We start from the raw sequence: 24,212 nt of genomic DNA, 5'->3' as shown, positions 1-24,212 counted from the left end.
TTTGCGTCCTAGCAGCCGCCTAATTGGTTATGATCGCGTGACGCTGGAGTATCTCTAGCGGCACAATCTCCAACGCGCGTTTATGCGTCGCTTCCAGATGCACCTGCGGCCCGCAGCCCTCTTCGGCGGCTTGCAGAAAACGCGCCGCGCACAGGCACCACGGATCGCCCGCTTTCAAACCGACAAAGCCGAATTCGGGCCGTGACGTGCTGAGGTCGTTGCCGACATATTTGGAAAAGGCGAGGAATTCGGCGGTCATCACAGCGCACACTGTATGACTGCCCTGATCCGCGTCACAGGTGTTGCACATCCCGTCGCGGAAATAGCCTGTCAGGGGATCGGTGCCACAGATCGAAAGCGCACCACCCAAGACGTTAACGCTGGTATCAGGTTTCATCACTGCCCCCCCAATGTCGCGCTGATCAATCGAAATGTATCAACATTTTGGTCTGCAACACCGGGGTTTCGGAATTTCCGGTCGGCGGCGTTTGTGGCGATCACAACGCCATCCGCCTGATTGATATAGATGTATTGCCCATACACGCCGCGCGCCATGAATTCACCCTCTGCGGCCCCTTTGGGAACCCACCATTGATAGCCATAGCCGATGGCACCCGGTTCAGTTGGGGCGGTGGGCGCAGTTGATGCGGTAACCCATTCAGCAGGCACGATCTGCTGGCCGTTATACATTCCGTTTTGCAAAAACATCTGTCCCATGCGTGCATAATCGCGGGTGGTCAGGTTCAGACCGCCCAGCACAAAGGCAACGCCTGATCCGTCGGTCAGATAATAGGGTTCCCGTTCAAGCCCCATGGGGGCGATGATTTTCTCGCTTAGCAGATCGGGGATGGTGCGGTTTGTCGCGCCGCGGATGACCATGCTGATCACATGCGTATCGATGGACACATATTGCCACTGGACCCCCGGCGCGGCAAAGCTGTCCTTGAGCGATGCTGCAAAGGTGTCCAGTTCGCCACCAAGGGCGATAACGCGGCCCATGCGGTTGATGTCCGAATTCTTGTCCAGATAATCTTCGTCAAAGGTGACGCCACTGGCCATGTTCAACACGTTGCGGATCGTGGCCCCGTCATAAGCAGTGCCCAGCAAGACCGGCGCATATTGGGTGACCTGATCATCCAGCGATGCAATCTGGCCTTCGTCAAGCAAGATGCCGATCAGGGCGGACAGATAGCTTTTGGCGACAGACCAACTGATCCGGCGATCATCGGGCGCGGTGCCTTTGAAATAGTTTTCGTAAACGACTTTGCCGTCTTTCAGCACAACCAGCGAAGTTACATCGCGTGCGGCAATCCAGTCATCAACCTGCGGCGGCAAGGTGAACTCGGCACCATATGCCAATTCGGTCGTCGGTCCGGTGCCCCGCGAAATAGGGGTGGACAGAAAGGCCCGATCCATATGGCTAAAGTTAGAGACGATCTTGTCTTCGGAGAACAACGAATTCACGGCCAGCAGGCGCGTGATCTCATCCCGCTTCCAAAAGCCAACGACGACGGCTGCCAGTACCAGTGCCAGTAAAATTCGCCCAAGCCATTTTCCGAATGTCCGCATGATGAATCCCCCTATCTTTTAGGTATCCAACCACAGCGGCCACGCGCTTGCCAGTGCAACTTGAGGTCAGCCTGTGTACTGCCAGTCGATCCAGCGGCCATGGAAATCGGCGCGCCCAAGGTTCAGCGTGATATCGCCGGGCCACAGGCGCAATGTCAGCGCGGCCCCTTTGGTGTTCGCGCCGTCGTTTTCCATCGACAGCCACGCGAGGGGGCGATTGGGGGTGGCGCGTTTGCCTGCGGCCTCGATCAATGCTTTGCCACGGGCCTGTGCGTCTTGTGGAAAATACTGCCATGCGACGGTGTGCTGGATCAGGTGCAGACAGCCTTGGGGCTGCTTTGGCAGCTGTTTTTCCAGCCAATCGATTGCGTCCCCTTGCTGCACCTTTGCATCCAGTACGGACGCGGCAGAGCGGGTCAGGCTTAACCTATGGGGCTGGTCAGCCCAAAGATACGCCATCAGCCGCATAAGATGATCCGGGCGCGTGGGGTCCAACGGGTTCAAATCCACGCCGCGCCGCTTTTCAATCTGCGGCTGTACGGACGGGGGCAGGGGCCCGGTCCAGTCGGGTGACAGCAGGATTGTTGACATGTTGGGGCCTAAATGGTGGCCGTCGATCTCAAGCGCAAAGTGGTCCCACATCAGATTGAGGCCGCCGCTGGCACCCAGTTCGGACAGGTGGATCGGTAGATTGAAATGCTTCACGGCCACGCGCGCGCCTGCGATCAGGGCCGCTGACCTGCGTACTTCGTTCGTTTGGGGCGCATGGTCGGTCCATGCCATTAGAAACGTTTCATGCGCGGTAAGTGCGTCGAGCACGGCGGCAGACAGCTCGGCATCCGACGCGCTGTTTGGTGGGTACACTTTTGCCAGTTCGGGCGATTTCCGGTTCAGCACCAGCGCATGTAACCCACCTGCAATGCGCAACGGCAGGGAGGCCCCCATTGGCCCGACATCGCCCGTTACGCTGGCAAATTTCTGGCCAAGCGTGCTGTCGGTTGGCCAATCCCGCGCGAGCACGTTCATCAGTTGCCCCATAAACGGAGAACCCATTCCGACACAGTGGCCTGCCTGATCCTCGAAAGCTTGTTTCAATGTCATTTAAAGCGCTCCATTAGTTTTTGCAGCGATGAACGGGTGTCCGGCTCTGATGCGGGGGTGGGTGATTGGGGTTTTGGCTGCTCTGGTGGCTTTTCAGAGGTGGCTGGTTTAGCAGGCTTTTTGGTGCCCGTGCCGGACCTTGGCGGGGATACACGCATCGCCACGGCGTTCATGAATTTCGATGTATTCCCACGGGCCAGTTCGGGGGCACCATCACTGATGCCGCGCAACACATCATCCAGCCAGTTTTCATCGGCCTTGGCGAAATCGCGCAGGACATAGCCCGGCACGGCGTCCTTGTGACCGGGGTGACCGACGCCAAGACGCACACGGTCATAGTCCGGGCCGATATGCGCATGGATTGACCGCAGACCGTTGTGACCGGCATGACCGCCACCGGTTTTGCATTTGACCTTGGCGGGGGCGAGGTCGATCTCGTCGTGCAGCACAATGACATCTGCGGGATTGATCTTGTAAAACCGCATCGCGGCCTGAACGGATTGGCCGGACAGGTTCATGAATGTCTCGGGTTTTAGCAAAACGGCCCGCTCGGATCCGAACCTGCCTTCGCTGACCAGCCCTTGATGCTTGGTTTTCCACGGAGAGAAGCCGTGATCTTCGGCGATGCGGTCCAGCGCCATAAAGCCGATATTATGGCGGTTTCGGGCGTATTTCGCACCCGGATTGCCAAGCCCTACGATCAGTTTCATATGCTATACCCCATGATTTGCGTTAACATATCAAACGGATGCGACAAACGAAATACGGGGCCACCCATGGCGACCCCGTATCGTCTCAACCAAACTTGCGTAAGGTTGTCCGTTTTTATCAGTCTTCTTTGACTTCTGTTGCTGGCACTTCGTCTGCTGCAACGTCTTCTTCATCTTCGTCGTCTTGGCTGGCAAGACCGGAAGGCGCAGATACCTGAGCGATCACGAAGTCACGGTCGATGACCGGCTTGGAACCCTTAGGCAGAACAACGTTTGCGATTGTTGCGCTATCACCGATTTCCAGACCGGAAATGTCGACTGTGATGTGATCAGGAATATCGCCTGCGGTCACAACCAGTTCAACTTCGGGACGAACCAACGTCAGAACGCCACCTTTGCGCAGGCCTGGGCATTCTTCTTCGCCCGAAACCTCAACCTGGATGTACAGGTTGATTTTGGTGGTGCGCTTGAGACGCATGAAGTCGACGTGCGTTGGCAAGTCTTTAACAACGTGACGCTGAACGTCGCGGCAGATCACACGAACGTCGTCGTGGCCTTCGACTTTCATGTTGAAAAGCGTGGCCTTAAAACGACCGGCGCGCAGCTTGGTCAGCAGCTTGTTAAAGTCCAGGTTGATTGGCAGTGGATCAACGTCACCGCCAAACACGATGCCCGGTACCATACCGTCGCGACGTGCCTGACGAGCGGCGCCCTTGCCTGTCCCCGTCCGTTCGAAAGCTTCAAGATCAGGAATCTCTCCAGCCATGTTATTCTCCAATATGTTTAGGGCGGACATCCTCCAAGGCTGTATGTCCGCGTGAAGCCGCGCGTATAGACGGGATTGGCCGCTGTGAAAAGGCTAAAAAGCCCCGCTTTGCCCGCAGGCGCGCAGCTTACTGGCCAAGGGTTCGTTTGCGGCGTCGGAAAATTCAGACGCCGCATTATACGTGCAAGGGCGCACAAGGAGGCTGGACCGGGTCAAAAGACCTTGATCAGCCTTGCCAGTCACCCTCGAAATTCTTTGGGATCAGCAGGTTATGTTTGCCCAAAGCCTCGACCGAGGTTTCGCCGCAAAGCGCCATGGTCAGATCCAGCTCCTTGTGGATCACCTCTAGGGCGGTGGTGACACCCTTTTGGCCCATTGCGCCCAGACCATAGATGAACGCGCGGCCGATATAGGTGCCTTTGGCCCCCATCGCCATTGCTTTCAAAACGTCCTGACCCGACCTGATTCCACTGTCCAGATGCACTTCGACCTGATCGCCAACAGCATCAAGGATCGAGGGCAGGGCCCGGATCGAACTGATGGCACCGTCCAACTGACGCCCGCCGTGGTTGCTGACGATGATCGCATCAGCGCCGACCTTGAGCGCCATTTTTGCGTCCTCGGCATCCAGAATTCCCTTCAGGATCACCTTGCCGCCCCATTGCTCTTTCAGCTTGGCGATTTTGCCCCAATCAAGCGTGGGGTCAAACTGTTCAGCAGTCCAAGCGCCAAGGTTGGCGGTGTCTTCGACGTCTTTCACGTGCCCGACAATATTGCCAAAGGTCCGGCGTTTCGCGCCCAGCATCTCGATCCCCCACGACCATTTGGTCGCTAGGTTTGCGATGGTTTTCGCGGTCAGTTTGGGCGGGGCGGACAGGCCGTTTTTCAAATCCTTGTGGCGCTGGCCCAGAATCTGCAGATCAAGCGTGATCACCAGCGCCGAACATTTCGCATCCTTTGCCCGCTGGATCAGACGCGCCACATAATCTTCGTCGCGCATGGTATAAAGCTGAAACCAGAAAGGTTTGGTCGTCGCCTCGGCCACATCTTCAATCGAATTGATCGACATGGTGGAGAGGGTAAAGGGCACACCGAACGCTTCGGCTGCGCGGGCGGCTTTGATCTCTCCGTCGGCGTGTTGCATGCCGGTCAGCCCGACAGGGGCAAGGGCCACAGGCATTGCCACATCTTGGCCGATCATCTGGGTTTTGGTTGTCCGGCCGCTCATGTCGACGGCAACGCGTTGGCGCAGGCGAATCTGGTCAAAGTCGGATGTGTTTTCGCGGAATGTCTGTTCCGTCCAGCTGCCCGATTCGGCGTAATCATAGAACATGCGTGGCACGCGGCGTTCATGCAGGCGCTTGAGGTCTTGTATCGTCGTGATCACGGGCATCGGCGGGCATCCTATCTATTGGTCAGGTTACCTAACCAATAGATGCCTGCGAAATCAATCGCTTTGCGCAGCGTCAATCTCAGGCGCGGTGCGCGCCGTCCGAAAGCGTCTTAACAAAGGCAAGCACGTCTTTCACCGATGCGCCGCCCGCAATCTTGGACACAATCGCAGATCCGACAACACAACCGTCTGCAACCGCTGCAATGGCTTCGGATTTTTCGGGGGTGTTCACACCAAAGCCCACGATCACGGGCAACCCGCTGGCCTTTTGAATGCGCACAACTTCGGGGGCGACATCGCTGGCTTCGGCCTCGGCAGAGCCGGTGATCCCTGTGATCGAGACGTAATACACAAAGCCCGATGTGTTCTGCACAACCCGCGGCAGGCGCTTGTCGTCGGTGGTTGGTGTTGCAAGGCGGATAAAATTCAGACCGGCGGCTTGGGCTGGAATGCACAGTTCGGCGTCTTCCTCTGGCGGCAGATCAACCACGATCAACCCGTCGACTCCTGCGGCCTTGGCGGCAATCAGAAATTTATCGACGCCTTTGGAATAGATCGGGTTGTAGTAGCCCATCAAAACAATCGGCGTGGTGTCATCCTGCTCGCGAAAGGCGGCGGCAAGGGCAAGGGTCTTGTCCAGGGTCATCCCGCCTTCAAGGGCGCGCTGACCGGCAAGCTGGATGGCAGGGCCATCGGCCATAGGATCAGTGAAGGGCAGGCCCAGTTCGATGATGTCGACACCAGCGGCGGGCAGGCCGCGCACGATTTCCAGCGACGTGTCAAAATCAGGATCGCCAGCCATGACATAAGACACAAATGCCTTTTTGCCCTGCGATTTCAGATCAGCGAATTTGGCGTCGATGCGTGTCATTGGTGCAGCCCTTGTTAGGTGGTTCCGTTGCAATGCCGAATATAACGACAGAAATCAATGCAACACATCACTGTCGTGCGGCGGAATTTTCCAAAATTCCGGTCCGATAAATTTGAATTTTTCGTCGCCGCATCTGGCGGCTCCTTTAAATTCGGGGGGCGGACCCTATTTATAAGCTATGAATTATGTACTCGCCTTGTTGCTCCCGCCGCTTTCAGTCCTGCTGACAGGCCGTATTTTCACGGCTATCATCGTGTTGTTGATCTGGATCCCCGCGATTATTTTTTCCGGCGGCTTGACCCACCCGATGTTTATCATTCTCGCGTGGATCTTAATTTACCAAACGCGAAACCATCCCTGACATCGCTAAGACTTGCGCAAACCCCGGCAAAACCCTAGGACAACGCCAAGTTATAAAGGATGGATGTCATGGGTTTCAAAATGGGTATCGTGGGTCTGCCGAACGTCGGCAAATCGACCCTGTTCAATGCGCTGACACGCACAGCGGCAGCGCAGGCGGCGAACTTTCCGTTTTGCACGATCGAACCTAACGTGGGCGAGGTGGCCGTTCCTGACGCCCGTCTTGATAAGCTGGCCGAGATTGCCGGGTCCAAGCAGATCATCCCCACACGCATGACCTTTGTTGATATTGCGGGCCTCGTCAAAGGCGCATCCAAGGGCGAAGGTTTGGGCAACCAGTTCCTTGCCAACATCCGTGAAACAGATGCGATTGCGCACGTGCTGCGCTGCTTTGAAGACGGCGATGTGACCCATGTTGAAGGCCGCGTTGACCCCGTTGCCGACGCCGAGACAATCGATACCGAACTGATGCTTGCCGACCTCGAGAGCATTGAGAAACGCCGCGCAGGCCTGGTTCGCAAAATCAAGGGCAACGACAAAGATGCCGCTCAGCAAGACCGTCTGTTGGCGCTGGCCCAAGCCGCCATTGAAGACGGCAAACCCGCCCGCACCATCAAAGTCGACGAAGACGACGCCAAAGCATGGCGCATGTTGCAATTGCTGACCACCAAGCCCGTTCTTTATGTCTGCAACGTCGGCGAATCCGAGGCCGCAGAAGGCAATGCGCTGTCTGCGAAAGTCGCTGAAATGGCCGCTGCGCAAGGGAACTCGGCTGTTATTATCTCGGCTCAGATCGAAGAAGAAATCAGCCAGCTCGAAGCCGATGAGGCAGAGATGTTCCTGACCGAAATGGGTCTGGACGAGGCCGGCCTCGATCGGTTGATCCGTGCAGGTTATGAATTGCTGCACCTCGAAACCTATTTCACCGTAGGCCCGAAAGAGGCCCGCGCATGGACGATCAAGCAAGGCACATCCGCCCCCAAAGCCGCAGGCGTGATCCACGGTGATTTCGAAAAAGGCTTCATCCGCGCCGAAACCATTGCCTATGACGATTTTGTCAATCTTGGCGGCGAAGGCCCCGCAAAAGAAGCCGGGAAAATGCGCGCAGAAGGCAAGGCGTACACGGTTAAGGACGGCGACGTCCTGCATTTCTTGTTCAACACCTAAACTAAACGCAAGCGCCTGCGGGCGCTTGCCATGGCCGTCTGTTCTTGCAGGTCTGATAGGAGTTTTGTCACTTGGAGAGGTGTCAGAAACCTTTCCAATAGCCGCTTGCTTAAAACCACCAACGTCACGCGCTGATCACCCGTAAATGATCAACATAGGCGCACTGAGTGAAAGGTGTATGGCGGAGACGAAGGGATTCGAACCCTCGAGACCCTTCCGGGCCTACTCCCTTAGCAGGGGAGCGCCTTCGACCACTCGGCCACGTCTCCGCTGACCCGTTTAGCGATAGGTTCCCAAGGGGGCAAGAGCCAAAAGCGAACAAATTCAATCAGTCCTTTCCAGCGGCCTTTGATGGGCATTTTCGCAGCGGAAAGGGGCATTGTATCGCGGGCGGCAGGGGTGGGGATTTGCCATAGGGTTATGGATATGTTCAATCTGGTGGGATCGAGCCTTGTGCCCGCGGGTCCATCGCGCAGGATATGCAAGGCATGACCACAGCTAAGAGGGCGCGTTATCTTTGGGAAACCAATGCTGGGTTCGGTTCGCAAAGGCGACAAGCGACAGCATCACAGGGACCTCGACCAACACGCCGACAACAGTTGCAAGTGCCGCGCCAGACCCAAGGCCGAACAGGCTGATTGCCACGGCGACGGCCAGCTCAAAGAAGTTCGAAGTGCCAATCAGCGCACATGGTGCCGCGACGTTAAAGGGAATCCCCCATGCCCGTGCTGCCCCATAGGCCAGAAAGAAGATGCCATAGGACTGGATCAGCAGGGGAATGGCGATCAGCACGATAACGAGCGGACGGTCCAGAATGACTTCGCCCTGAAAACCAAAAAGCAGCACAACTGTGACCAGTAGAGCGATGATCGAAAACGGCTGAACCCGTGATTTAAACGCATCTACCGCCGCCTCGCCACCTTGGGCGACAAGCCGGTTGCGTGTCAGGTACCCAGCCAGCAGGGGCAGCATCACATAAAGCCCGACAGAGAGCAGCAATGTATCCCAAGGCACAACGATGTCTGTCACGCCCAGCAGGAATGCCACGATTGGGGCAAAGGCAAACACCATGACCACATCATTCACGCTGACTTGGACCAGGGTATAGGTGGCGTCTCCGCGTGTTAGGTTTGACCACACGAACACCATTGCTGTGCAGGGGGCGGCTCCCAACAAGATCACCCCGGCCAGATAGGCTTGGGCATCATCTGCGGGGATCAGGCTGGCAAAGACATGTTCGAAAAACAGAACCCCAAGGGCTGCCATTGTGAACGGTTTGATCAACCAGTTTACCACCAGTGTGACGATCAGCCCCTTGGGCTTGTTGCCCGCCTGCCGCAGGGCACCGAAATCGACGCCAACCATCATCGGGTAAACCATCGCCCAGATCAGCACCGCGACAGGCAGGTTCACCGATGCGATTTCGAGCGCGGCAAGGGCAGCAAAGACACCGGGGAAGAGATTCCCCAAAAGCAGCCCGGCCCCAATGGCAAGCGCCACCCACACCGAAAGCCAGCGTTCAAAGGTGCCAAGGCCCGCCGCCGCGGTAGATGATGTGTCGGTCATATAAAGCTTTCGGGATTTAGGGTGGTGAAGATAGGGGGTGATTTGGCGGAGCCTAGCAAAGGCGCGGTGACGGGTCATCCCGTCAAATTCGCAAACCCGCTAAGCGTTTAGCCCGATGATGATAATCCCGATCGTCATCAGAACAGAAGCGCCCAAGCGCCGTTTCCAATTGCCCTCTTTCAGGAGGATAAAGCCAATGAGCGTCGCAAAGATGACGGATGTTTCGCGCAGGGCTGAAACAGCCCCCAATGGCGCAAAGTTTTTGGCATAAAGCACCAAGCCATAGGCGATGATTGACACCATGCCGCCTGCGATCCCCACCAGCCAAACGTTCAATGGCAGTCGCGATAAGGTGCTGCGCTTGCGCCAGCCGATAAAGCCCGCAATGAAAATGTGCAAAAACGCGCCCCATGCCCAATAGCTGAGCGTGTTGCCCGAAAGGCGAACGCCGACACCGTCCACCAGCGAATAGATGGATATGAAAAATCCGGTTCCCAGCGACAGCAGCAGTGCCGTCTTGCCGATCCCCGATCTTAGCGCGCCCCAGTTGCTTAGGATAATGCCGGTGGTGATCAGCCCGATCCCGATCCAAACCCTTAGCGACAGAGCTTCGCCCAACAAAATGAACGCCCAAAGGGACACAAGTGCGGGTACGATGCCGCGCGCAATCGGGTAAACCACGCTTAAATCACCATGCTGATAGGCACGCCCCAGCAGGTAGTAATATCCGAAATGAACAATCGTTGAGATCATAATATAGGGCGCACTTTGCATGCTTGGCAGCGGCAACCAGATGATCATGACCAAACCCGGCAGCACCTGCCCCAAGGCGACAAGCCCGAGGGTCGTTGTTCTGTCGGCAGCCGTTTTTACAATGGCATTCCAGATCGCATGCAGCAGGGCCGCCGAAAGGATAATTGCAATAATGAACGGCGACATACGGGCCTTTCGGAAATCCAATTCAGCGCACAGGCGGCTTTGCTTTCAGGGGCAAAACTGCTGAAATCGAACAGTGCAATGCGCACCCTGTCACAAGCATTTACACAAAAAACCAAATTGGCAAGCCGGGCCTTAAATGGTGCAACCGGTGCCAGCAAAACGTTTTTTGATTAAAGCTCTTTCCAGTGGTGGCGTTTCTGAGGCTAGATAGGGGGACCGCATCAAGAGGGCAGCATAATGGGCCGCAGCAAGAACGTTCTGTTTATCGTCATTGATCAATTACGGGCCGATTGCGTGTTTGGTGCTTTGGCAGATCATATCGATATTCCAAATCTGCGTGCGTTGATGGCGGATGCGGTAACCTTTGAACGTCATTTTTCGGTCGTGTCACCTTGCGGCCCGTCGCGGGCATCCTTGCTGACGGGGCAATATTCGATGAACCACCGGTCGGTACGCAATGGCACCCCGCTGCGCCATGATGTGCCCAATGTCGCAACTGAAATGCGAAAATCGGGCTATATGCCGCTGCTGTTCGGCTATACGGACACGACTCAGGATCCGCGCGTATTCCCGCCCGATGATCCGGCGATGCACAGCTATGAATACCCGATGAACGGGTTTCAGGAAGCCGTGGAAATGCGGTTTGAAATGTCCTATCCATGGCGGTCGCATTTGATGGACAAGGGCTATCACTTCGAAACCTACCAAGATGTTTTTAGGCCCGTTTCACCAACGGGCGAGGCACCAAAGGTCAACGACCCTGCGCTTTATGATTGCACCGACAGCGATACGGCGTTTCTGACGGACCGGTTCCTTGCGACGATGCCAGCGTACCATGATCAGGATTGGTTCGCGCATCTGACCTATATCCGGCCCCATCCACCGCTCGTGGCCCCCGCACCCTATAATGACATGTACGCCCCCAGCAGTATACCGCTGCCCGACCGCCACGCTGATCCTGTCACCGAGATCGCGCAGCACCCGTTTTTCGGGCCTACGATTGCGCAAAAAACTCCGGCGGGGAATGTTGTCGGGTTTCCCGATCTGGAACCCTCTGACGATAATATCCAAACGCTGCGCGCCGTGTATTTCGGGCTGATTACCGAAGTGGACGCGCATATCGGACGGGTGGTGCAATTTCTAAAAGACAGCGGCCAATATGATGACACCTTGCTGATCGTCACCGCCGACCACGGAGAGATGCTGGGCGACCGCCACTGTTGGAGCAAGTTCACCCCTCATGACGGGGCCTTTCATACGCCGTTGATCATACGTCAGCCGGGTAACGCGGATCGCGCCGGGGCGGTGGTGACGACGCCGGTCGAAACCATCGACATCACGCCAACCATTCTGGATTGGGTGGGCCAAGACATCCCCAATGCGATCGACGGACGGTCGCTGCTGCCGCTTTTGGCGGGCCAGACCCCAGATGATTGGCGTCGCTACTCGTTTTCCGAGCTTGATTTTTCAGAGCCCGAAGACCCGACCCTTTGGGAGCAAAGTCTGGGGACAGGCCCCAGCGATTCATCTTTGTCGATTCTGCGCGAAGACCGATTTACCCTTGTTATGTTTGCCGCCGATTTGCCCCCGATCCTGTATGACCACCACGGTCGGGGAGAGGCCGAAAACGTTGCCCATCGACCTGAATTTGCCAGTGACCTGTACCGGTTGACCCGCATGATGTTGCAGCATCGCATGAAAAATATGGATCATACGTTGTCGCTGGCCACCATCACGAACGCAGGGCCGCGCGTACAGAAACGATATAAAAACAAGTAACGTCGCAAGGGCATCTGCACCTCGGTCGGTAACTATGCGCGGACGAATTGCAGCCGCGTGATCGATTCCCTTTCCGGCTTTGATGGCACAGCGACATGAGTCGAAACTGTTGACAGGTTGCTTGGAAAAACCGCACGCTTGGCCATCTGCTGGGGTTGTTTCATGTCAAAAACATTGTGCGCGCTTCTAAAAAAGGCACCGACCAATGCGCCGTTTGAAAAGTTTACGATAGCCGTGCTGTGCCATGGCCAAACGTTTTGGCGTGCCTTCCTGTCCCGAAAGTTGCTTTGTTTTACGCCGTTAATGCGTAATTCGCGGGCATTTCTTTCAATCTTGGAAAATATCTTTGATCGATGCCCAGAAACCGGGTGCGTCGCAGAGGGGCCGTGTCGCACGGTTTTTACATTCAAGCAATAAAACTGACAAAATGCGAGAAACGCATTTCCGATACATAAGGGCACAAAGCCCAGCGGTCCGACAAAGGATACGCATATCACCACCAACAAGGAGAGACGAATGAAGAAGGTACTATTATCCAGTGCAGCGATGACGTTTGTTGCTGGCGCTGCGATGGCGGCCTGTCCGGCTGTCACCGTATCCGATCCGATGGGAGTCGCCGCCGGCGCGTTCCCCCAGCAATACGAGCTGGCCGAATTTCAAGGCTTGGCCGATTGCACGCTTGAGATGTCCGAAAACCCCGATATCGCCGCGCTGAATGGCCATATCCGTGGTAACCCCGATATGCCTGCGTTGGCCGACCGTTTGCCTTCCGAACCTCTGGTCGTCGCCCCCTATGACATGATCGGCAGCTATGGCGGGATGTTCAACGCCCTGTCCAACGCGACCGAGGCAGGTACGTCAGACTTTATGTCGGTGCGCCACGTCAATCTGGTGCGTTATGCCGATGACCTGACTACGATTGTGCCCAACGTCGCCAAAAGCTGGTCATGGAATGATGATTTCACGCAGCTGACCTTCGTGTTGCGTGCAGGCCATAAATGGTCCGACGGTGAACCCTTTGGTGCCGAGGATGTTGCGTTCTGGTACGAGAACCTTGCGCTTGATTCCAACGTGATCGAAAGCCCCAAGGATTATGTTCTGGCCGGTGGCGAACCGATGAAGGTCGAGGTTCTGGACCCGCTGACAGTGCGGTTCACCATGCCATCGCCCAAGCCCGGCTTTCTGGCACATTTCGCGAACCACTATGCCCAAGGTTTCCAGCCCAAGCATTTCCTTGGCCAGTATCACCCTGACATCAACCCTGATGCCGACACGCTTGCGCAATCGCTTGGGTTTGAGGGCGGCTATGACCTGATCAAGGCGTATTACGGCAGCTCTGACTGGATGGACACGCCAACCCCGATGCTGGCACATCCTGACAAGGTTGCGAACCTGCCGCTGGATGCCGCACCGACATTGGAAAGCCACATCGTGATTTCCGAGACGACCGAGGGCCGTCAATTTGTTGCGAACCCCTATTATTACATGGTCGATACAGCCGGCCAGCAACTGCCCTATATCAACGAAATGGACGAGATTTTCGTTGGCGAAAGCGAAGTGCGTTTGCTGAAGCTGGTGAACGGCGAAGTCGATTATAAAGCGCAGGCTTTGCAAATCGACTACGTGCCACTGTTGATGGAAAACCAAGAGAAATCAGGCTTTACCGTCGATCTGAAGCCAGACATCACCATGCCGACTTTTGCGTTCAACGTGACGTCGGAAGATCTGGAAAAACGCAAGGTGTTTGGCGATCTGAAGTTCCGTCAGGCCATGTCTGTGGCAATGAACCGCGACGAGATCAACGAAGTCGCAATGTTCGGTCTTGGTACACCACAGCAATATGTCGGGTTTTCGCCCACACCCGGCTTTGTCACGCCGGAATGGGAACAGCATTACGCGCAGTTTGATCCTGAAATGGCAAAGTCCCTGCTGGATGAAATCGGCGTTGTCGATACTGACGGCGACGGTATGCGCGAACTGCCAAATGGCGCTCCTTTGATCCTGAACCTGCAAGTCGCAACGCAAGGTATCTCGATCAAGATTGTTGAACTTGTCGGCCAAAGCTGGCGCGATGTGGGGATCAACAACACGGTCAAGGAAGTGACATCGGATGAATACCGGTCCTCGCAATCGTCCAACCAGTTGGATGTGACGCTTTGGGAAAAATCGGTACCATTGGCGGTTGTCTTGGGGAACGCGGAAATCTTTATCCCGCCCTATGACAACTATTTCAACATGCGCACGGCGATGCTGTGGGGCGAATATGTTGATTCAAATGGTGCATCCGGTGTGGAGCCACCAGCCTATGCCAAGCAGATGATGGAAGACGTCAAAGCGTTTCAGGCAACGCCCGTTGGCACCCCTGAATCCGATGCCTTGGGTCTGAAACTGGTCGAGGCAATGACCGGCAACCTGTTGTTCATCGGTACGGTGAAAGAGCAAAAGCCGATCTACCACTCGAACTCGCTCAAGAACTTCCCCGAGTTCAAGACCGCATCTTATGCCTACTACCGGACATACCCATACCGTCCGTCGCAGTGGTTCTTTGACGAGTAATCAACGCTTGTTGAAATGAACCGAGGTGCGGGCCAGCGTTGTTGGCCCGCAACCGTTATAACAGCGAACCCAAATGGGTCGTAATCTGCTGCGGGGCAAAGACATTCATGGTGCAATTTTTAAGGTTTGCGTTCATCCGCTTGGTGCTTGCGTTTTTCACGCTGTGCCTTGTGTCGTTTATCGTGTTTTCCCTGATGGAAATGGTCCCCGGCGATTGTGCAGAACGCTATCTGGCATTCAAAAACAGCCAAGGCGCGCAAATCTCGATCGCTGATATCGAGGCAGAGCGCGTGCGCCTTGGTCTGGATCGCCCCTTTCTGGAGCGTTGGACCGGCTGGTTATTCAACGCCTTCCAAGGCGAATTTGGCGACAGCTGCATTCTGCGTCTGAACATCAATCAACTGCTGGGTCAGAAAGTCTGGTTGACCATCGGCATTTGCCTCAGCTCCCTTCTTTTGGCCTATATTATTGCGATCCCCGTGGGGATTATCGCGGCCACATCACGCAACCCGTTCCTGAACAACGGATTGCGTCTGGTCAGCTATCTGGGTCTGGCATTGCCGAACTTCCTGCTGGCGCTGATGATCATGTTGTTTTCAACGGTCATGTTTGGCGACAGTTTAACGGGGCTGTTTTCGGCTGAATACCGCGACGCACCTTGGGACGCTGCCAAGGTCAAAGATTTCCTGAAACACGCGTGGTTGCCCGTCTTTATTCTGGGCTGGTCTGCTACGGCATTCGCGATCCAGACGGTGCGCGCGCTTATGTCGGATGAAATCAGCAAGCTTTACGTCACCGCCGCCGCAGCGCGCGGAGTGTCGGGACGCCGTTTGTTGCTGCGCTATCCCGCACGTCACGCGCTGAGCCCGATCATCAACTCGCTGGGGTTCGACCTGAACCGCATCTTTAACGAACTGCCCATCGTGGCCCTGATCCTGACCCTGACCGAGGCGGGATCCCTGCTGATCGAGGCACTGGCGCGATCCAACGACCAACAGCTTGCAGGGGCCATCATCTTTTTCCTGACGGGCAGCATCGTGGCCATCAACTTTATCACGGACATCGTATTGGCCTTGGTCGATCCGCGCATCCGTCGCAGCATATTGGGGTAATGAAAATGACAGATACCAATAGCTATGACGCCGCCGTCGACCAAACCGCCAAAGATGCCTATTTTACCGCGTCCCAAGGGCAGCTGATCTGGACCCGCTTCAAAAAGCAAAAGGCAGCGATGGTCGCGGCTTGGGTCTTGGTCGTGCTAATCCTGTCGGGGATATTCGCGCCGTTTCTCACGCCGTACGATCCGACGATTGCGGGCCGCGACAAAGACTATCTGAACGGCGCACCGACGATCCCGCATTTCTGTGACGACAACGGATGCTCGTTCCGTCCCTTCATTTACGCGTTAGAGCGTGAGCGATCGATCAAGACGAATTTCAGATGGGTTACGACCATCAACAAAGACAAACGGCACTATGTGCAATTCTTCGTCGAAGGGTCCGAATATTCACTGTTCTTCATGACCTTCAACACCCACCTGTTTGGCGTCGACGAAGGGTACATCCACCTGTTCGGGACCGATTCAACAGGCAAGGATATCTTTTCGCGCACCTTCCATGCCATCAACACATCACTTGCCGTGGGCACCATCGGGGTATTGATCGCCTTTGTGCTTGCCTTGGTGATCGGGGGTGTATCGGGGTTCTATGGGGGCTGGGCGGATTCCGTCATTCAAATGGCAACGGATGCCGTGCGTACCATTCCGCCGATCCCGCTGTTCATGGCGCTGGCCGCCTTTATCCCCGACACATGGAGCGCGGAGGAAAGGTTTTTCTTCATCTCGATCATCTTGGGCTTTATCACCTGGCCCACATTGGCGCGTCGCGTGCGGACGCATATTTTGACCGAACGAAATCAGGAATATGTACTGGCCGCGCGGCTGTGTGGGGCGTCCAGCGGGCATGTTATCCGTAAACATCTGCTGCCCAGTTTCACCAGCTATATCATCGTCGATCTGGTCATTTCGTTCCCCTATATGGTGCTGTCGGAAACCGCGCTCAGCTTTATCGGGCTTGGGCTTAAGGACCCGGTGAATTCGCTGGGCGTCATGTTGCAAAACGTCACCAGTGCGGATGTGTTGCTGAACTACCAATGGTATTTCATTCCAGTGATCTTTTTCATCATCCTTGTAATGGCATTTGTGTTTGTGGGGGACGGGTTGCGCGATGCGGCTGATCCTTATGGGGATACCAAGAAATGAGCCGACTGATTGACGTAGAAAACCTGACGCTGCAATTCGACACAGACGAGGGCCGGATCACGGCTGTCGATAACGTGTCCTTTAGCCTTGAGGCGGGCGAGGTCATGGGGCTGGTCGGCGAAAGCGGATCGGGTAAATCCGTGACCGCCAAGTCGCTGATGAAACTGAACCCCGGCAATGCGGTCTATGGCCCTGATAGCAAGATCACATTGCAGCTGGATGATGGCCCGGTTGATGTGTTGTCCCTGAAAACCGACCGCGAAATGAAAATCGTGCGCGGCGGGGCGATCTCGTTGATTTTTCAAGAACCGATGGCGAGCTTTGCACCTGCGATCTCGATCGGGAGCCAAATGGTCGAGCAGCTGTTGATCCACACGAATTTTTCCAAAGCGCAGGCCAAAGAGGTGTCAATCGAGATGCTGGACCGTGTTGGCATTTCCGACCCATCCACGCGTTTCGGCCAATATGCTTTCGAGCTGTCAGGCGGGATGCGGCAGCGCGCAATGATCGCGATGGCGTTGTCGACCAAGCCAAAGCTGCTGATCGCGGATGAACCCACAACGGCGCTGGACGTGACCATTCAGGCGCAGGTTATTGACCTGATGAAGGACCTCGTGTCGGAATTTGGCATGGGCATCATCTTTATCACCCATGATCTGGGGGTGATTGCGCAGACCGCTGACAAGGTGGCGGTGATGTATCTGGGCCGCTTGGTTGAACAAGGCACGGTGCGCGACGTGATCCGCAAACCTGCGCATCCTTACACCCGCGGGCTGCTGGCTGCTTTGCCAACGCTGGATGACATCGACGCACCGCTTACCCCGATCCCCGGCGACATCCCTTCGCCGTTGGAACGGCCATCGGGCTGCGTTTATCACACCCGCTGCCAAGAGGTGATCGGCCCGCGCTGCGCCGCACAGGTGCCTGCGTTCCATAACGTCGATGCGGATCACTTTGCCGCCTGCCATCTGTATGATCCGAAAGAGGGTACAACATGACCAACAAACCCTTGATCGCAGCCAAGGGCCTGTCGGTCCACTATGCCTTGCGCGGTAATCTGATCGGCCCGAAACCCTATGTCGGTGCCGTCGAAAACGTCGATATCGACATCGCACCGGGCAGCTTTTTCGGTCTGGTGGGCGAGTCTGGTTCCGGCAAGACAACACTGGGCCGCGCCATGCTGCGCGCCGCACCGATCAGCCGGGGCGACGTGGTTTTCGACGATGGCGAGGTGTCATATTCGTTGAAAGGGCTGGGCAAGAAAGAACTGAAAGATTACCGCAAGCGCGCCCAGTTGATTTTTCAAGATCCCTATGCCGCGTTAAGCCCGCGGATGACCGTGCGCGACATCATTGCCGAACCGCTCGAGGTGATGGGCCTGACCAAGAACCGTGCCGAGACGGATGAACGCGTCCGCGAAATCGCAGCCAAGTGCCGCTTGAACGTCGAACACCTACGTCGGTTTCCACATGCGTTTTCCGGCGGGCAACGGCAGCGTATTTCCATCGCCCGTGCCTTGGTATCAGGCCCCAAGTTTATCGTGGCTGATGAAAGCGTCGCCGCGTTAGATGTGTCCATTCAGGCCGATGTATTGAACCTGCTCAAGGCGATCCAGCAGGACATGGGGCTGACGTTTTTGTTCATCAGTCATGACCTAAGCGTCGTTGCACATGTCTGCGATCATGTGGCGGTCATGTATCTGGGGCGCATCGTTGAAACCGCCCCGACACGCACGCTGTTTTCGGGGCCAAGCCATCCTTATACCAAGGCGTTGCTATCCGCGATCCCGTCGCTGGACCCCGATGATCGGGGCAAGGCGCAAAAGCTTGAGGGGGAAATTCCGTCGCCCACCAACCCGCCACCGGGTTGCAAGTTTCAAACCCGCTGCCCCGTTGCGATTGACCGGTGCCGCGTGGAGGAACCAACGTTGGAAGCCGCAGGTGTCGAACACAAGGTTGCCTGCCATCGTTGGCAGGAACTCGCCGACTAGCGGCTTGTGATTTAGATAAACGGTGGTTCCGAGACGGCCCCGAACCACCGGTGCTGACCTGCTTTAGGTCTTCTTTTTATCGTTCACGATGTTCATTGACGCGACACCGCTTTGCCCCAGATCGACGGATGCGAACGGGCCACCGTGGCACATTTCGCCGGGGTCTGTCAGATCAGCCGGTGCTGCGTCGGCCAGAATGGCCTCGGCGAATTGTTCGGCGTTGTCTTTTGGGCGGTATCCCAGAAACGATGCTTTGGCGTTATCAACTGGCGCGCGGTCGTTGTTTGATACACCGTAAACCACGCTAAACCCAACCGACGGCGTGTCGATGGCGCGGGTAACAAGCTGGATCAGATCATCATAGGACAGCCAAGACCCCAAGGCGCGGGGGTTGTTGACCTGTGCGCAGCTTAGAATGCGCAGGCAGACCGCCTCTAGGCCGCGCTTGTCCCAATACATGCTGGCAAGGTCTTCGCTGAAACACTTGGCCAACCCGTAAAAGGTATCGGGCTTGTGCGGCGCATCGATGCCAATGAAATCCGCCTTTTTATGCATCCCAACCGCGTGGATCGACGACGCATAAACAACGCGCTGCAACCCGTGCTGATAGGCGGCCTCCCAGATGTTATAGGAGCCGACAAAATTTGGACCCAGCAGTTCTTCGAAGGGTTTTTCGTCTACGATTGCGCCGAAATGCACCACCATATCGGCCCCCTCAAGCAGCGGCGCGATTTGGTCGTAAACCGCGATGTCGGCTTGGGCGAAACGTTCGTTGGGGTAGAGCGTGCCGATGTCATCCGCGATATCGGTGCTTATCAATTCTTCGCACATCTTCGACAAAGGTTCGCGCAGATAGGACCCCAGACGCCCCGCAGCACCGGTCAAAACCAATTTCTTCAACATCTGTCGTATCCTTCTTTAAGTTAAATAATAGCCTGTTCGACCATCGAGCGTTTGCTCTCTATCCGCTGATAATCAAAAGGGGTCAAATCGAGGCTGCGATATTCGCCATAGGCAATAAGTTCGGCAACCCCGCGCCCGATTGCGGGCGATTGTTGCAGGCCATGACCTGAAAATCCATTCATGAACATGAAGTTTTCGATCTCGCTGTGGCGGCCCAAAATCGCATTCTGATCAAGCGTATTATAGGCGTAGTGCCCGACCCATTCATTGATCACCTTGATCCGTTCAAACTGGGGAATGCGGGTGGCAATTGCTGGCCAGACCTTGTTTTCCCAAAGGCTGTGATCAAAGGCGAAATCATCGAATGCGACGGCTGGGTCGTCGTCTGGCGGGCAGCCTGCCATGTAATATTTACCGTCACTGCGTAGATGGACGCCGGACGGGTCAATGGTTAACGGCAGGTCGCGGTCCAATGGATCGGCCGCATCAAAGATGAAAGTATAGCGTTTGCGCGGCTCTACGGGCAGGGAAATGCCAGCCATCTGGGCGGTGGCAATCGCCCGTGGCCCAGATGCATTCACGACCGTACCGCAACCCACACTGTTCCCGGATTTCAGCACCACTGCGTCAATCGTTTTTCCGTCAGCGACCTTTGTCATGGCGACGACTTCGTCGTTGATAAACTCAACGCCGCCGCGCTTAGCCTTGCGCTTGAACCAGTCAAACATGGTGCCGCCGTCGAAATACCCTTCGTCGATCAGGTTGTGGTTGCCGGCCAGAATGTCATCCAACTGGTAGAACGGGTAGGCGGCGGCGATTTCATCCCGGCTAAGATGTCTGGTGCCGGCACCAAGGGACATCTGAATTTGCTGGTTGCGCAAAAGGGTCTGCGCGAACTCGGGTGTGTCGGCAAGATACATGTAGCCAAAGCTTTGCAGGGCGAGATGCGGCACCTCTGGATCGTCGCCCATAAATGTGCGGAAGTTTTTGATGAATTGCGCCCCGAACTGCGACACTTGAATGTTGATCGTCGAACTGAACTGCTGGCGGATGCAACTGTTCGTGTGGCTGGTCGATGCGAATTGATAGCTGGGGTCGCGCTCAATCACCAAAACAGTTCCGTCAAACCCCGGCGTTTGGGTCAACCACCAGGCCAGTGACGACCCAAACATGGCACCGCCCACAATCACCACGTCATATGACGCACGCAAACTGTTCATATCATTCAGCTTTCGTTGGGCGCGGATCGCGCCGTTTCACCTGCACAGGTGCAGTTGATATAAATATGCACGCGATTTGGACGGCAGACGCAATAGAAACTAGTCAAGTTTTTGGTGTTGCACGGTCAATTTATCTGACTGCGAAACAAAAGCGCGCTGTTGCCCCAGACGCTGTGCATCTGCCGGTCTGCGGCAGGCCCGTGCAGGGGGTGAGATGACAGGGGTTAAGCGCAATCGCGCAAAGAATATAAAAGTATTGGTTTAATGTTCTGCGCTGGAAACGTTTTGTCATTGAACAGCGTGAATAAACAAACTGCAGCATATTGGCCGTGGCGTACACAGGGGCAGGTTTTGTTTTGCCGTCCCTACTGTCTGTGCCGACCAATTGAACCGGTGTCGTGCTGTTGTAACAGTTAAAGAGTTTGGCGGTGTAATGGAACGATTTGCCGCGTTGATCAGTTGATGCCCTGTAAGCGCTTAGTGCGTGTTAACGAGTATCTGCCGGGCCATCCTGATGTTCAGGGTGCCCGGCAGCCCCTACCTCCCAATACATTGATGGCAGCACATTTGATGCCAGCGTCTGAAACTAGGTGCCGCGCGGTTTCGCCCTGAGCGTCGGGTCGGCTTGGGGCGGGTCTTCGGGCCACGGGTGGCGCGGATATCGGGCGCGCATGTCTTTGCGGACATCGGCGTATGATCCCGTCCAGAAACCCGGCAAATCTGTGGTCACCTGAACCGGGCGCTGGGCAGGGGACAGCAATGTAATTTGCAGCGGTTGGCCCGCAATCATCGGGTGGCGGGTGACGCCAAACACCTCTTGCAGGCGCAACGATATCTGCGGCTGTGCGCCGTCATAATCAATTGCCAGCTTGCGGCCCAAGGGGGTGGTGAAATGCGCTGGTGCTGCCTTGTCCAATATCTGTTGTTCATCCCACGAAAGCCGCGCCAAAAGCGCCGGATGCAGATCAAAACCTTTCCAGTCGCCCGTGCTGCGGACATTGGAAAGATGCGGCAGCAGCCAGTCCTCCAAGGTCTCCATCAGATGCGGCTCCGAGAAATCGGGGAAATCGCTGCCCATCAGGCGTGCGCGGGCAAGGAACAGTTTCGCGGCCTTACCGGGCATCAACCCCAACTGCCGCACACCGTCCAGCATCGCCAGCGCGATTTCATCGCGGCTGGCGTCTGACCACGCACGATCATCCAGCACCAAGGCACCGAACCGTTCCTGTTGCCGCGTCAGAACCCGCCCTTCGCGGCGCGACCAAATGCAGACATCATGCCACCCGATCTGTTCGGGGAAGGTCGCCCGCAAATCGGCGTCAGACAGGCGCACGGCCTGACGGATGCGCGCCTCGCGTGGATCGCCATCCAGATCGGTCGCCACCAACAACCGTTCGCTGGCCATCGGATCGCCATCCGGCATTATCGCACCCTTGCCGCCCGACATTACAAAACGCGGGCTGTCGCCCTTGCGGCGCAACGCAACACGGTCGGGATAGGCCAGTGCAGCAAGCACGCCCAATGTATCCGGCCCATCGGTTTTCTGACCCCGCGCAAGGCGCTTGGCCTCTTGCCGGATACGGGCGAGCGTGGCGTGGTTGACCTCGCCCAATGTGCGTTTCCCTGCGACCGCATCCATGCGCAGCGACAGATCAACGGGGGCCCCGCGCAACGGGTCACGCTCTGCCAGGATCGCGGCCAATGTCGGCGCGCTGCGCCCGCCTTTGGCGACCATATGCGCAAGTCGGGGGTGCAAAGGCAGCTTCGCCAAGGCGCGACCGTGTTCGGTGATCCGCGCGGTGCCATCCAATGCGCCCAGCATCTGCAACACGGATTGAGCCTCGGCCAGACGGCCTTCGTGGGGGGGCGTGACGAAACTCAGGTCGGCCGCCTGCGCGCCCCAAATGGCCAGCTCCAGCGCAAAGGATGACAGATCGCCGACTTCGATCTCGGCAGGGGGAAAGGCGGCCAATGCACCTTCCTCACCCTTCGTCCAAAGCTTGTAGGCTGCCCCTTCGTTGATACGACCCGCACGCCCGGCCCTTTGGGTGGCTTCGGCCCGCGTGACGCGGTCAGTGACCAGCCGTGACATGCCCGATGCAGGGTCAAAACGGGCACGCCGCGCCTTGCCGCCATCAACGACGATCTGGATTCCTTCGATGGTTAATGAGGTCTCGGCGATCGAGGTCGCCAGAACGATCTTCCGCCCCGTTTCAGCCGGTGCAATGGCAGCCCGCTGTGCCTTGAACTCCATCGCGCCGAACAGCGGGGCAAGCGCGCAGTCCTTCGGTATGCGGTCCTTCAACGCGGCCTCGACCCGGCGAATTTCGCCCTCGCCCGGTAGGAACACCAACGCCGATCCCGGAGATGTGTTCAGCGCGTGGATCACCAGATCGGCAACCGCCTGTTCGAACCGTTGTTTGCCGGTTGGCCGGTCCAGCCAATGCGGTGTCACGGGAAAGCTGCGCCCTTGCGACGTTACGATGGGGGCCTCCATCAAGGTCGCGACAGGGCCAGCATCCAACGTGGCAGACATGGCGACCAGTAACAGATCGTCCCGCAATGCGCCGGCAACCTCAAGACACAGCGCCAGCCCGAGATCGGCGTTCAGCGACCGTTCGTGGAATTCGTCAAAGATGACGGCACCGACACCGGGCAAATCAGGGTCCTGCTGCAACATGCGGGTCAGGATGCCTTCGGTGACCACCTCGATCCGCGTTTGCGCGCTGATGGCCGATGCCCCGCGCACGCGAAAACCGACAGTCTGGCCGACATCCTGCCCCAAGGTGGCAGACATCCGTTCGGCGGCGGCCCGCGCGGCAAGGCGGCGGGGTTCCAGCATGATGATTTTGCCTGTGGTCAGGCCCGCGCCGAGCATCGCCAAAGGAACGCGGGTGGTTTTACCGGCACCGGGCGGGGCCTGCAAAACGACACGTCCCGCGCTGCGCAGGGCGTCAATCACCTGCGGCATTACATCATCAATAGGAAGGTCATAGGCCATGCGTCAGCTTATGGGACAAATGCCCTGCGCCGCCAACCCTTGCGTTGGTCTGGACATTTGG

The 24,212-nt window shown here is 56.7% G+C and carries 20 protein-coding genes and 1 tRNA gene; 8 read left to right on the top strand and 13 right to left on the bottom strand.

Annotated elements, in window-relative coordinates; genetic code table 11:
• Positions 1-19 precede the first annotated feature (19 nt).
• The 7 genes from KZZ06_RS04485 to trpA all read right to left on the bottom strand — a co-directional run bounded on the left by KZZ06_RS04485 (position 20) and on the right by trpA (position 6,410).
• Positions 20-397, bottom strand: coding sequence for a DUF2237 family protein (locus tag KZZ06_RS04485; RefSeq protein ID WP_219578851.1), 378 nt, complete (start codon positions 395-397; stop codon positions 20-22).
• Positions 397-1,569 carry a serine hydrolase gene (locus KZZ06_RS04480; RefSeq protein ID WP_219578850.1) on the bottom strand — a complete coding sequence of 391 codons (1,173 nt, stop codon included), beginning with the start codon at positions 1,567-1,569 and terminating at the stop codon, positions 397-399. Before KZZ06_RS04480 ends, KZZ06_RS04485 begins: the two co-directional genes overlap by 1 nt.
• Before the next feature lie 66 nt (positions 1,570-1,635).
• A complete protein-coding gene (locus KZZ06_RS04475) occupies positions 1,636-2,670 on the bottom strand; it encodes a DUF2332 domain-containing protein (protein WP_219578849.1) in 1,035 nt (344 codons plus the stop codon).
• On the bottom strand, positions 2,667-3,380 hold the full coding sequence (gene pth, locus KZZ06_RS04470) for an aminoacyl-tRNA hydrolase (RefSeq protein WP_219578848.1): 714 nt from the start codon (positions 3,378-3,380) through the stop codon (positions 2,667-2,669). Before pth ends, KZZ06_RS04475 begins: the two co-directional genes overlap by 4 nt.
• A gap of 118 nt (positions 3,381-3,498) precedes the next feature.
• On the bottom strand, positions 3,499-4,146 hold the full coding sequence (locus tag KZZ06_RS04465; RefSeq protein WP_219578847.1) for a 50S ribosomal protein L25/general stress protein Ctc: 648 nt from the start codon (positions 4,144-4,146) through the stop codon (positions 3,499-3,501).
• A gap of 226 nt (positions 4,147-4,372) precedes the next feature.
• Positions 4,373-5,539, bottom strand: a complete 1,167-nt coding sequence (locus KZZ06_RS04460) for an alpha-hydroxy acid oxidase (protein WP_219578846.1) — start codon at positions 5,537-5,539, stop codon at positions 4,373-4,375.
• Positions 5,540-5,618: 79 nt separating this feature from the next.
• A complete protein-coding gene (gene trpA, locus KZZ06_RS04455; RefSeq protein WP_219578845.1) occupies positions 5,619-6,410 on the bottom strand; it encodes a tryptophan synthase subunit alpha in 792 nt (263 codons plus the stop codon).
• Positions 6,411-6,588: 178 nt separating this feature from the next.
• Between trpA and KZZ06_RS22465 the strand changes: the two genes are divergently transcribed.
• Positions 6,589-6,771: a hypothetical protein gene (locus tag KZZ06_RS22465; protein ID WP_257884205.1), complete on the top strand. Its 183-nt coding sequence runs from the start codon at positions 6,589-6,591 to the stop codon at positions 6,769-6,771.
• A gap of 68 nt (positions 6,772-6,839) precedes the next feature.
• Positions 6,840-7,937 (top strand): redox-regulated ATPase YchF, encoded by a 1,098-nt coding sequence (ychF, locus tag KZZ06_RS04450; protein ID WP_219578844.1) that lies wholly within the window; start codon positions 6,840-6,842, stop codon positions 7,935-7,937.
• Between the two features lie 179 nt (positions 7,938-8,116).
• Here ychF and KZZ06_RS04445 read toward each other — a convergent pair.
• The 3 genes from KZZ06_RS04445 to KZZ06_RS04435 all read right to left on the bottom strand — a co-directional run bounded on the left by KZZ06_RS04445 (position 8,117) and on the right by KZZ06_RS04435 (position 10,442).
• Positions 8,117-8,206: transfer RNA gene (locus tag KZZ06_RS04445), tRNA-Ser, on the bottom strand.
• A gap of 229 nt (positions 8,207-8,435) precedes the next feature.
• The gene (gene arsB / locus KZZ06_RS04440; RefSeq protein ID WP_219578843.1) at positions 8,436-9,503 is read right to left on the bottom strand and encodes an ACR3 family arsenite efflux transporter; all 1,068 of its coding nucleotides are present in this window, start codon (positions 9,501-9,503) and stop codon (positions 8,436-8,438) included.
• 99 nt (positions 9,504-9,602) lie between these two features.
• Positions 9,603-10,442, bottom strand: coding sequence for a DMT family transporter (locus KZZ06_RS04435; RefSeq protein WP_219578842.1), 840 nt, complete (start codon positions 10,440-10,442; stop codon positions 9,603-9,605).
• 237 nt (positions 10,443-10,679) lie between these two features.
• On the opposite strand from KZZ06_RS04435, the gene KZZ06_RS04430 reads away from it, so the two are divergent.
• From KZZ06_RS04430 to KZZ06_RS04405, 6 genes are all read left to right on the top strand, one after another.
• Positions 10,680-12,221 carry a sulfatase-like hydrolase/transferase gene (locus tag KZZ06_RS04430; RefSeq protein WP_219578841.1) on the top strand — a complete coding sequence of 514 codons (1,542 nt, stop codon included), beginning with the start codon at positions 10,680-10,682 and terminating at the stop codon, positions 12,219-12,221.
• A gap of 516 nt (positions 12,222-12,737) precedes the next feature.
• Entirely contained in the window at positions 12,738-14,777 is a 2,040-nt protein-coding gene (locus KZZ06_RS04425; RefSeq protein WP_219578840.1) for an ABC transporter substrate-binding protein, read from the top strand.
• A 107-nt stretch (positions 14,778-14,884) separates the two neighbouring features.
• A complete protein-coding gene (locus KZZ06_RS04420) occupies positions 14,885-15,889 on the top strand; it encodes an ABC transporter permease (RefSeq protein WP_219578839.1) in 1,005 nt (334 codons plus the stop codon).
• Between the two features lie 5 nt (positions 15,890-15,894).
• A complete protein-coding gene (locus tag KZZ06_RS04415; RefSeq protein ID WP_219578838.1) occupies positions 15,895-17,037 on the top strand; it encodes an ABC transporter permease in 1,143 nt (380 codons plus the stop codon).
• Entirely contained in the window at positions 17,034-18,035 is a 1,002-nt protein-coding gene (locus KZZ06_RS04410; RefSeq protein WP_219578837.1) for an ABC transporter ATP-binding protein, read from the top strand. The genes KZZ06_RS04415 and KZZ06_RS04410 overlap by 4 nt, the downstream gene beginning before the upstream one ends.
• Entirely contained in the window at positions 18,032-19,027 is a 996-nt protein-coding gene (locus KZZ06_RS04405; RefSeq protein ID WP_219578836.1) for an ABC transporter ATP-binding protein, read from the top strand. Before KZZ06_RS04410 ends, KZZ06_RS04405 begins: the two co-directional genes overlap by 4 nt.
• 63 nt (positions 19,028-19,090) lie before the next feature.
• Here the strand turns inward: KZZ06_RS04405 and KZZ06_RS04400 are convergent, their stop codons facing one another.
• The 3 genes from KZZ06_RS04400 to hrpB all read right to left on the bottom strand — a co-directional run bounded on the left by KZZ06_RS04400 (position 19,091) and on the right by hrpB (position 24,151).
• On the bottom strand, positions 19,091-19,930 hold the full coding sequence (locus KZZ06_RS04400) for an NAD(P)-dependent oxidoreductase (protein ID WP_219578835.1): 840 nt from the start codon (positions 19,928-19,930) through the stop codon (positions 19,091-19,093).
• A 20-nt stretch (positions 19,931-19,950) separates the two neighbouring features.
• Positions 19,951-21,150: an FAD-binding oxidoreductase gene (locus KZZ06_RS04395; protein WP_219578834.1), complete on the bottom strand. Its 1,200-nt coding sequence runs from the start codon at positions 21,148-21,150 to the stop codon at positions 19,951-19,953.
• Positions 21,151-21,736: 586 nt separating this feature from the next.
• Positions 21,737-24,151 carry an ATP-dependent helicase HrpB gene (hrpB, locus tag KZZ06_RS04390; RefSeq protein WP_219578833.1) on the bottom strand — a complete coding sequence of 805 codons (2,415 nt, stop codon included), beginning with the start codon at positions 24,149-24,151 and terminating at the stop codon, positions 21,737-21,739.
• Between the last annotated feature and the right edge of the window lie 61 nt (positions 24,152-24,212).

Origin of the sequence: Sulfitobacter sp. CW3, from assembly GCF_019392245.1 — a bacterium.
Classification (GTDB): domain Bacteria; phylum Pseudomonadota; class Alphaproteobacteria; order Rhodobacterales; family Rhodobacteraceae; genus Sulfitobacter.
The sequence above is the reverse complement of the archived record's forward strand: the minus strand, read 5'-3'. Positions and strand labels throughout refer to the sequence as shown.

What these genes read in the sequence shown, in the direction of transcription:
- KZZ06_RS04485 (WP_219578851.1), bottom strand. Translation starts at nt 397, where the DNA reads ATGAAACCTGATACCAGCGTTAACGTCTTGGGTGGTGCGCTTTCGATC.
- KZZ06_RS04480 (WP_219578850.1), bottom strand. Translation starts at nt 1,569, where the DNA reads ATGCGGACATTCGGAAAATGGCTTGGGCGAATTTTACTGGCACTGGTA.
- KZZ06_RS04475 (WP_219578849.1), bottom strand. Translation starts at nt 2,670, where the DNA reads ATGACATTGAAACAAGCTTTCGAGGATCAGGCAGGCCACTGTGTCGGA.
- pth (WP_219578848.1), bottom strand. Translation starts at nt 3,380, where the DNA reads ATGAAACTGATCGTAGGGCTTGGCAATCCGGGTGCGAAATACGCCCGA.
- KZZ06_RS04465 (WP_219578847.1), bottom strand. Translation starts at nt 4,146, where the DNA reads ATGGCTGGAGAGATTCCTGATCTTGAAGCTTTCGAACGGACGGGGACA.
- KZZ06_RS04460 (WP_219578846.1), bottom strand. Translation starts at nt 5,539, where the DNA reads ATGCCCGTGATCACGACGATACAAGACCTCAAGCGCCTGCATGAACGC.
- trpA (WP_219578845.1), bottom strand. Translation starts at nt 6,410, where the DNA reads ATGACACGCATCGACGCCAAATTCGCTGATCTGAAATCGCAGGGCAAA.
- KZZ06_RS22465 (WP_257884205.1), top strand. Translation starts at nt 6,589, where the DNA reads ATGAATTATGTACTCGCCTTGTTGCTCCCGCCGCTTTCAGTCCTGCTG.
- ychF (WP_219578844.1), top strand. Translation starts at nt 6,840, where the DNA reads ATGGGTTTCAAAATGGGTATCGTGGGTCTGCCGAACGTCGGCAAATCG.
- arsB (WP_219578843.1), bottom strand. Translation starts at nt 9,503, where the DNA reads ATGACCGACACATCATCTACCGCGGCGGCGGGCCTTGGCACCTTTGAA.
- KZZ06_RS04435 (WP_219578842.1), bottom strand. Translation starts at nt 10,442, where the DNA reads ATGTCGCCGTTCATTATTGCAATTATCCTTTCGGCGGCCCTGCTGCAT.
- KZZ06_RS04430 (WP_219578841.1), top strand. Translation starts at nt 10,680, where the DNA reads ATGGGCCGCAGCAAGAACGTTCTGTTTATCGTCATTGATCAATTACGG.
- KZZ06_RS04425 (WP_219578840.1), top strand. Translation starts at nt 12,738, where the DNA reads ATGAAGAAGGTACTATTATCCAGTGCAGCGATGACGTTTGTTGCTGGC.
- KZZ06_RS04420 (WP_219578839.1), top strand. Translation starts at nt 14,885, where the DNA reads ATGGTGCAATTTTTAAGGTTTGCGTTCATCCGCTTGGTGCTTGCGTTT.
- KZZ06_RS04415 (WP_219578838.1), top strand. Translation starts at nt 15,895, where the DNA reads ATGACAGATACCAATAGCTATGACGCCGCCGTCGACCAAACCGCCAAA.
- KZZ06_RS04410 (WP_219578837.1), top strand. Translation starts at nt 17,034, where the DNA reads ATGAGCCGACTGATTGACGTAGAAAACCTGACGCTGCAATTCGACACA.
- KZZ06_RS04405 (WP_219578836.1), top strand. Translation starts at nt 18,032, where the DNA reads ATGACCAACAAACCCTTGATCGCAGCCAAGGGCCTGTCGGTCCACTAT.
- KZZ06_RS04400 (WP_219578835.1), bottom strand. Translation starts at nt 19,930, where the DNA reads ATGTTGAAGAAATTGGTTTTGACCGGTGCTGCGGGGCGTCTGGGGTCC.
- KZZ06_RS04395 (WP_219578834.1), bottom strand. Translation starts at nt 21,150, where the DNA reads ATGAACAGTTTGCGTGCGTCATATGACGTGGTGATTGTGGGCGGTGCC.
- hrpB (WP_219578833.1), bottom strand. Translation starts at nt 24,151, where the DNA reads ATGGCCTATGACCTTCCTATTGATGATGTAATGCCGCAGGTGATTGAC.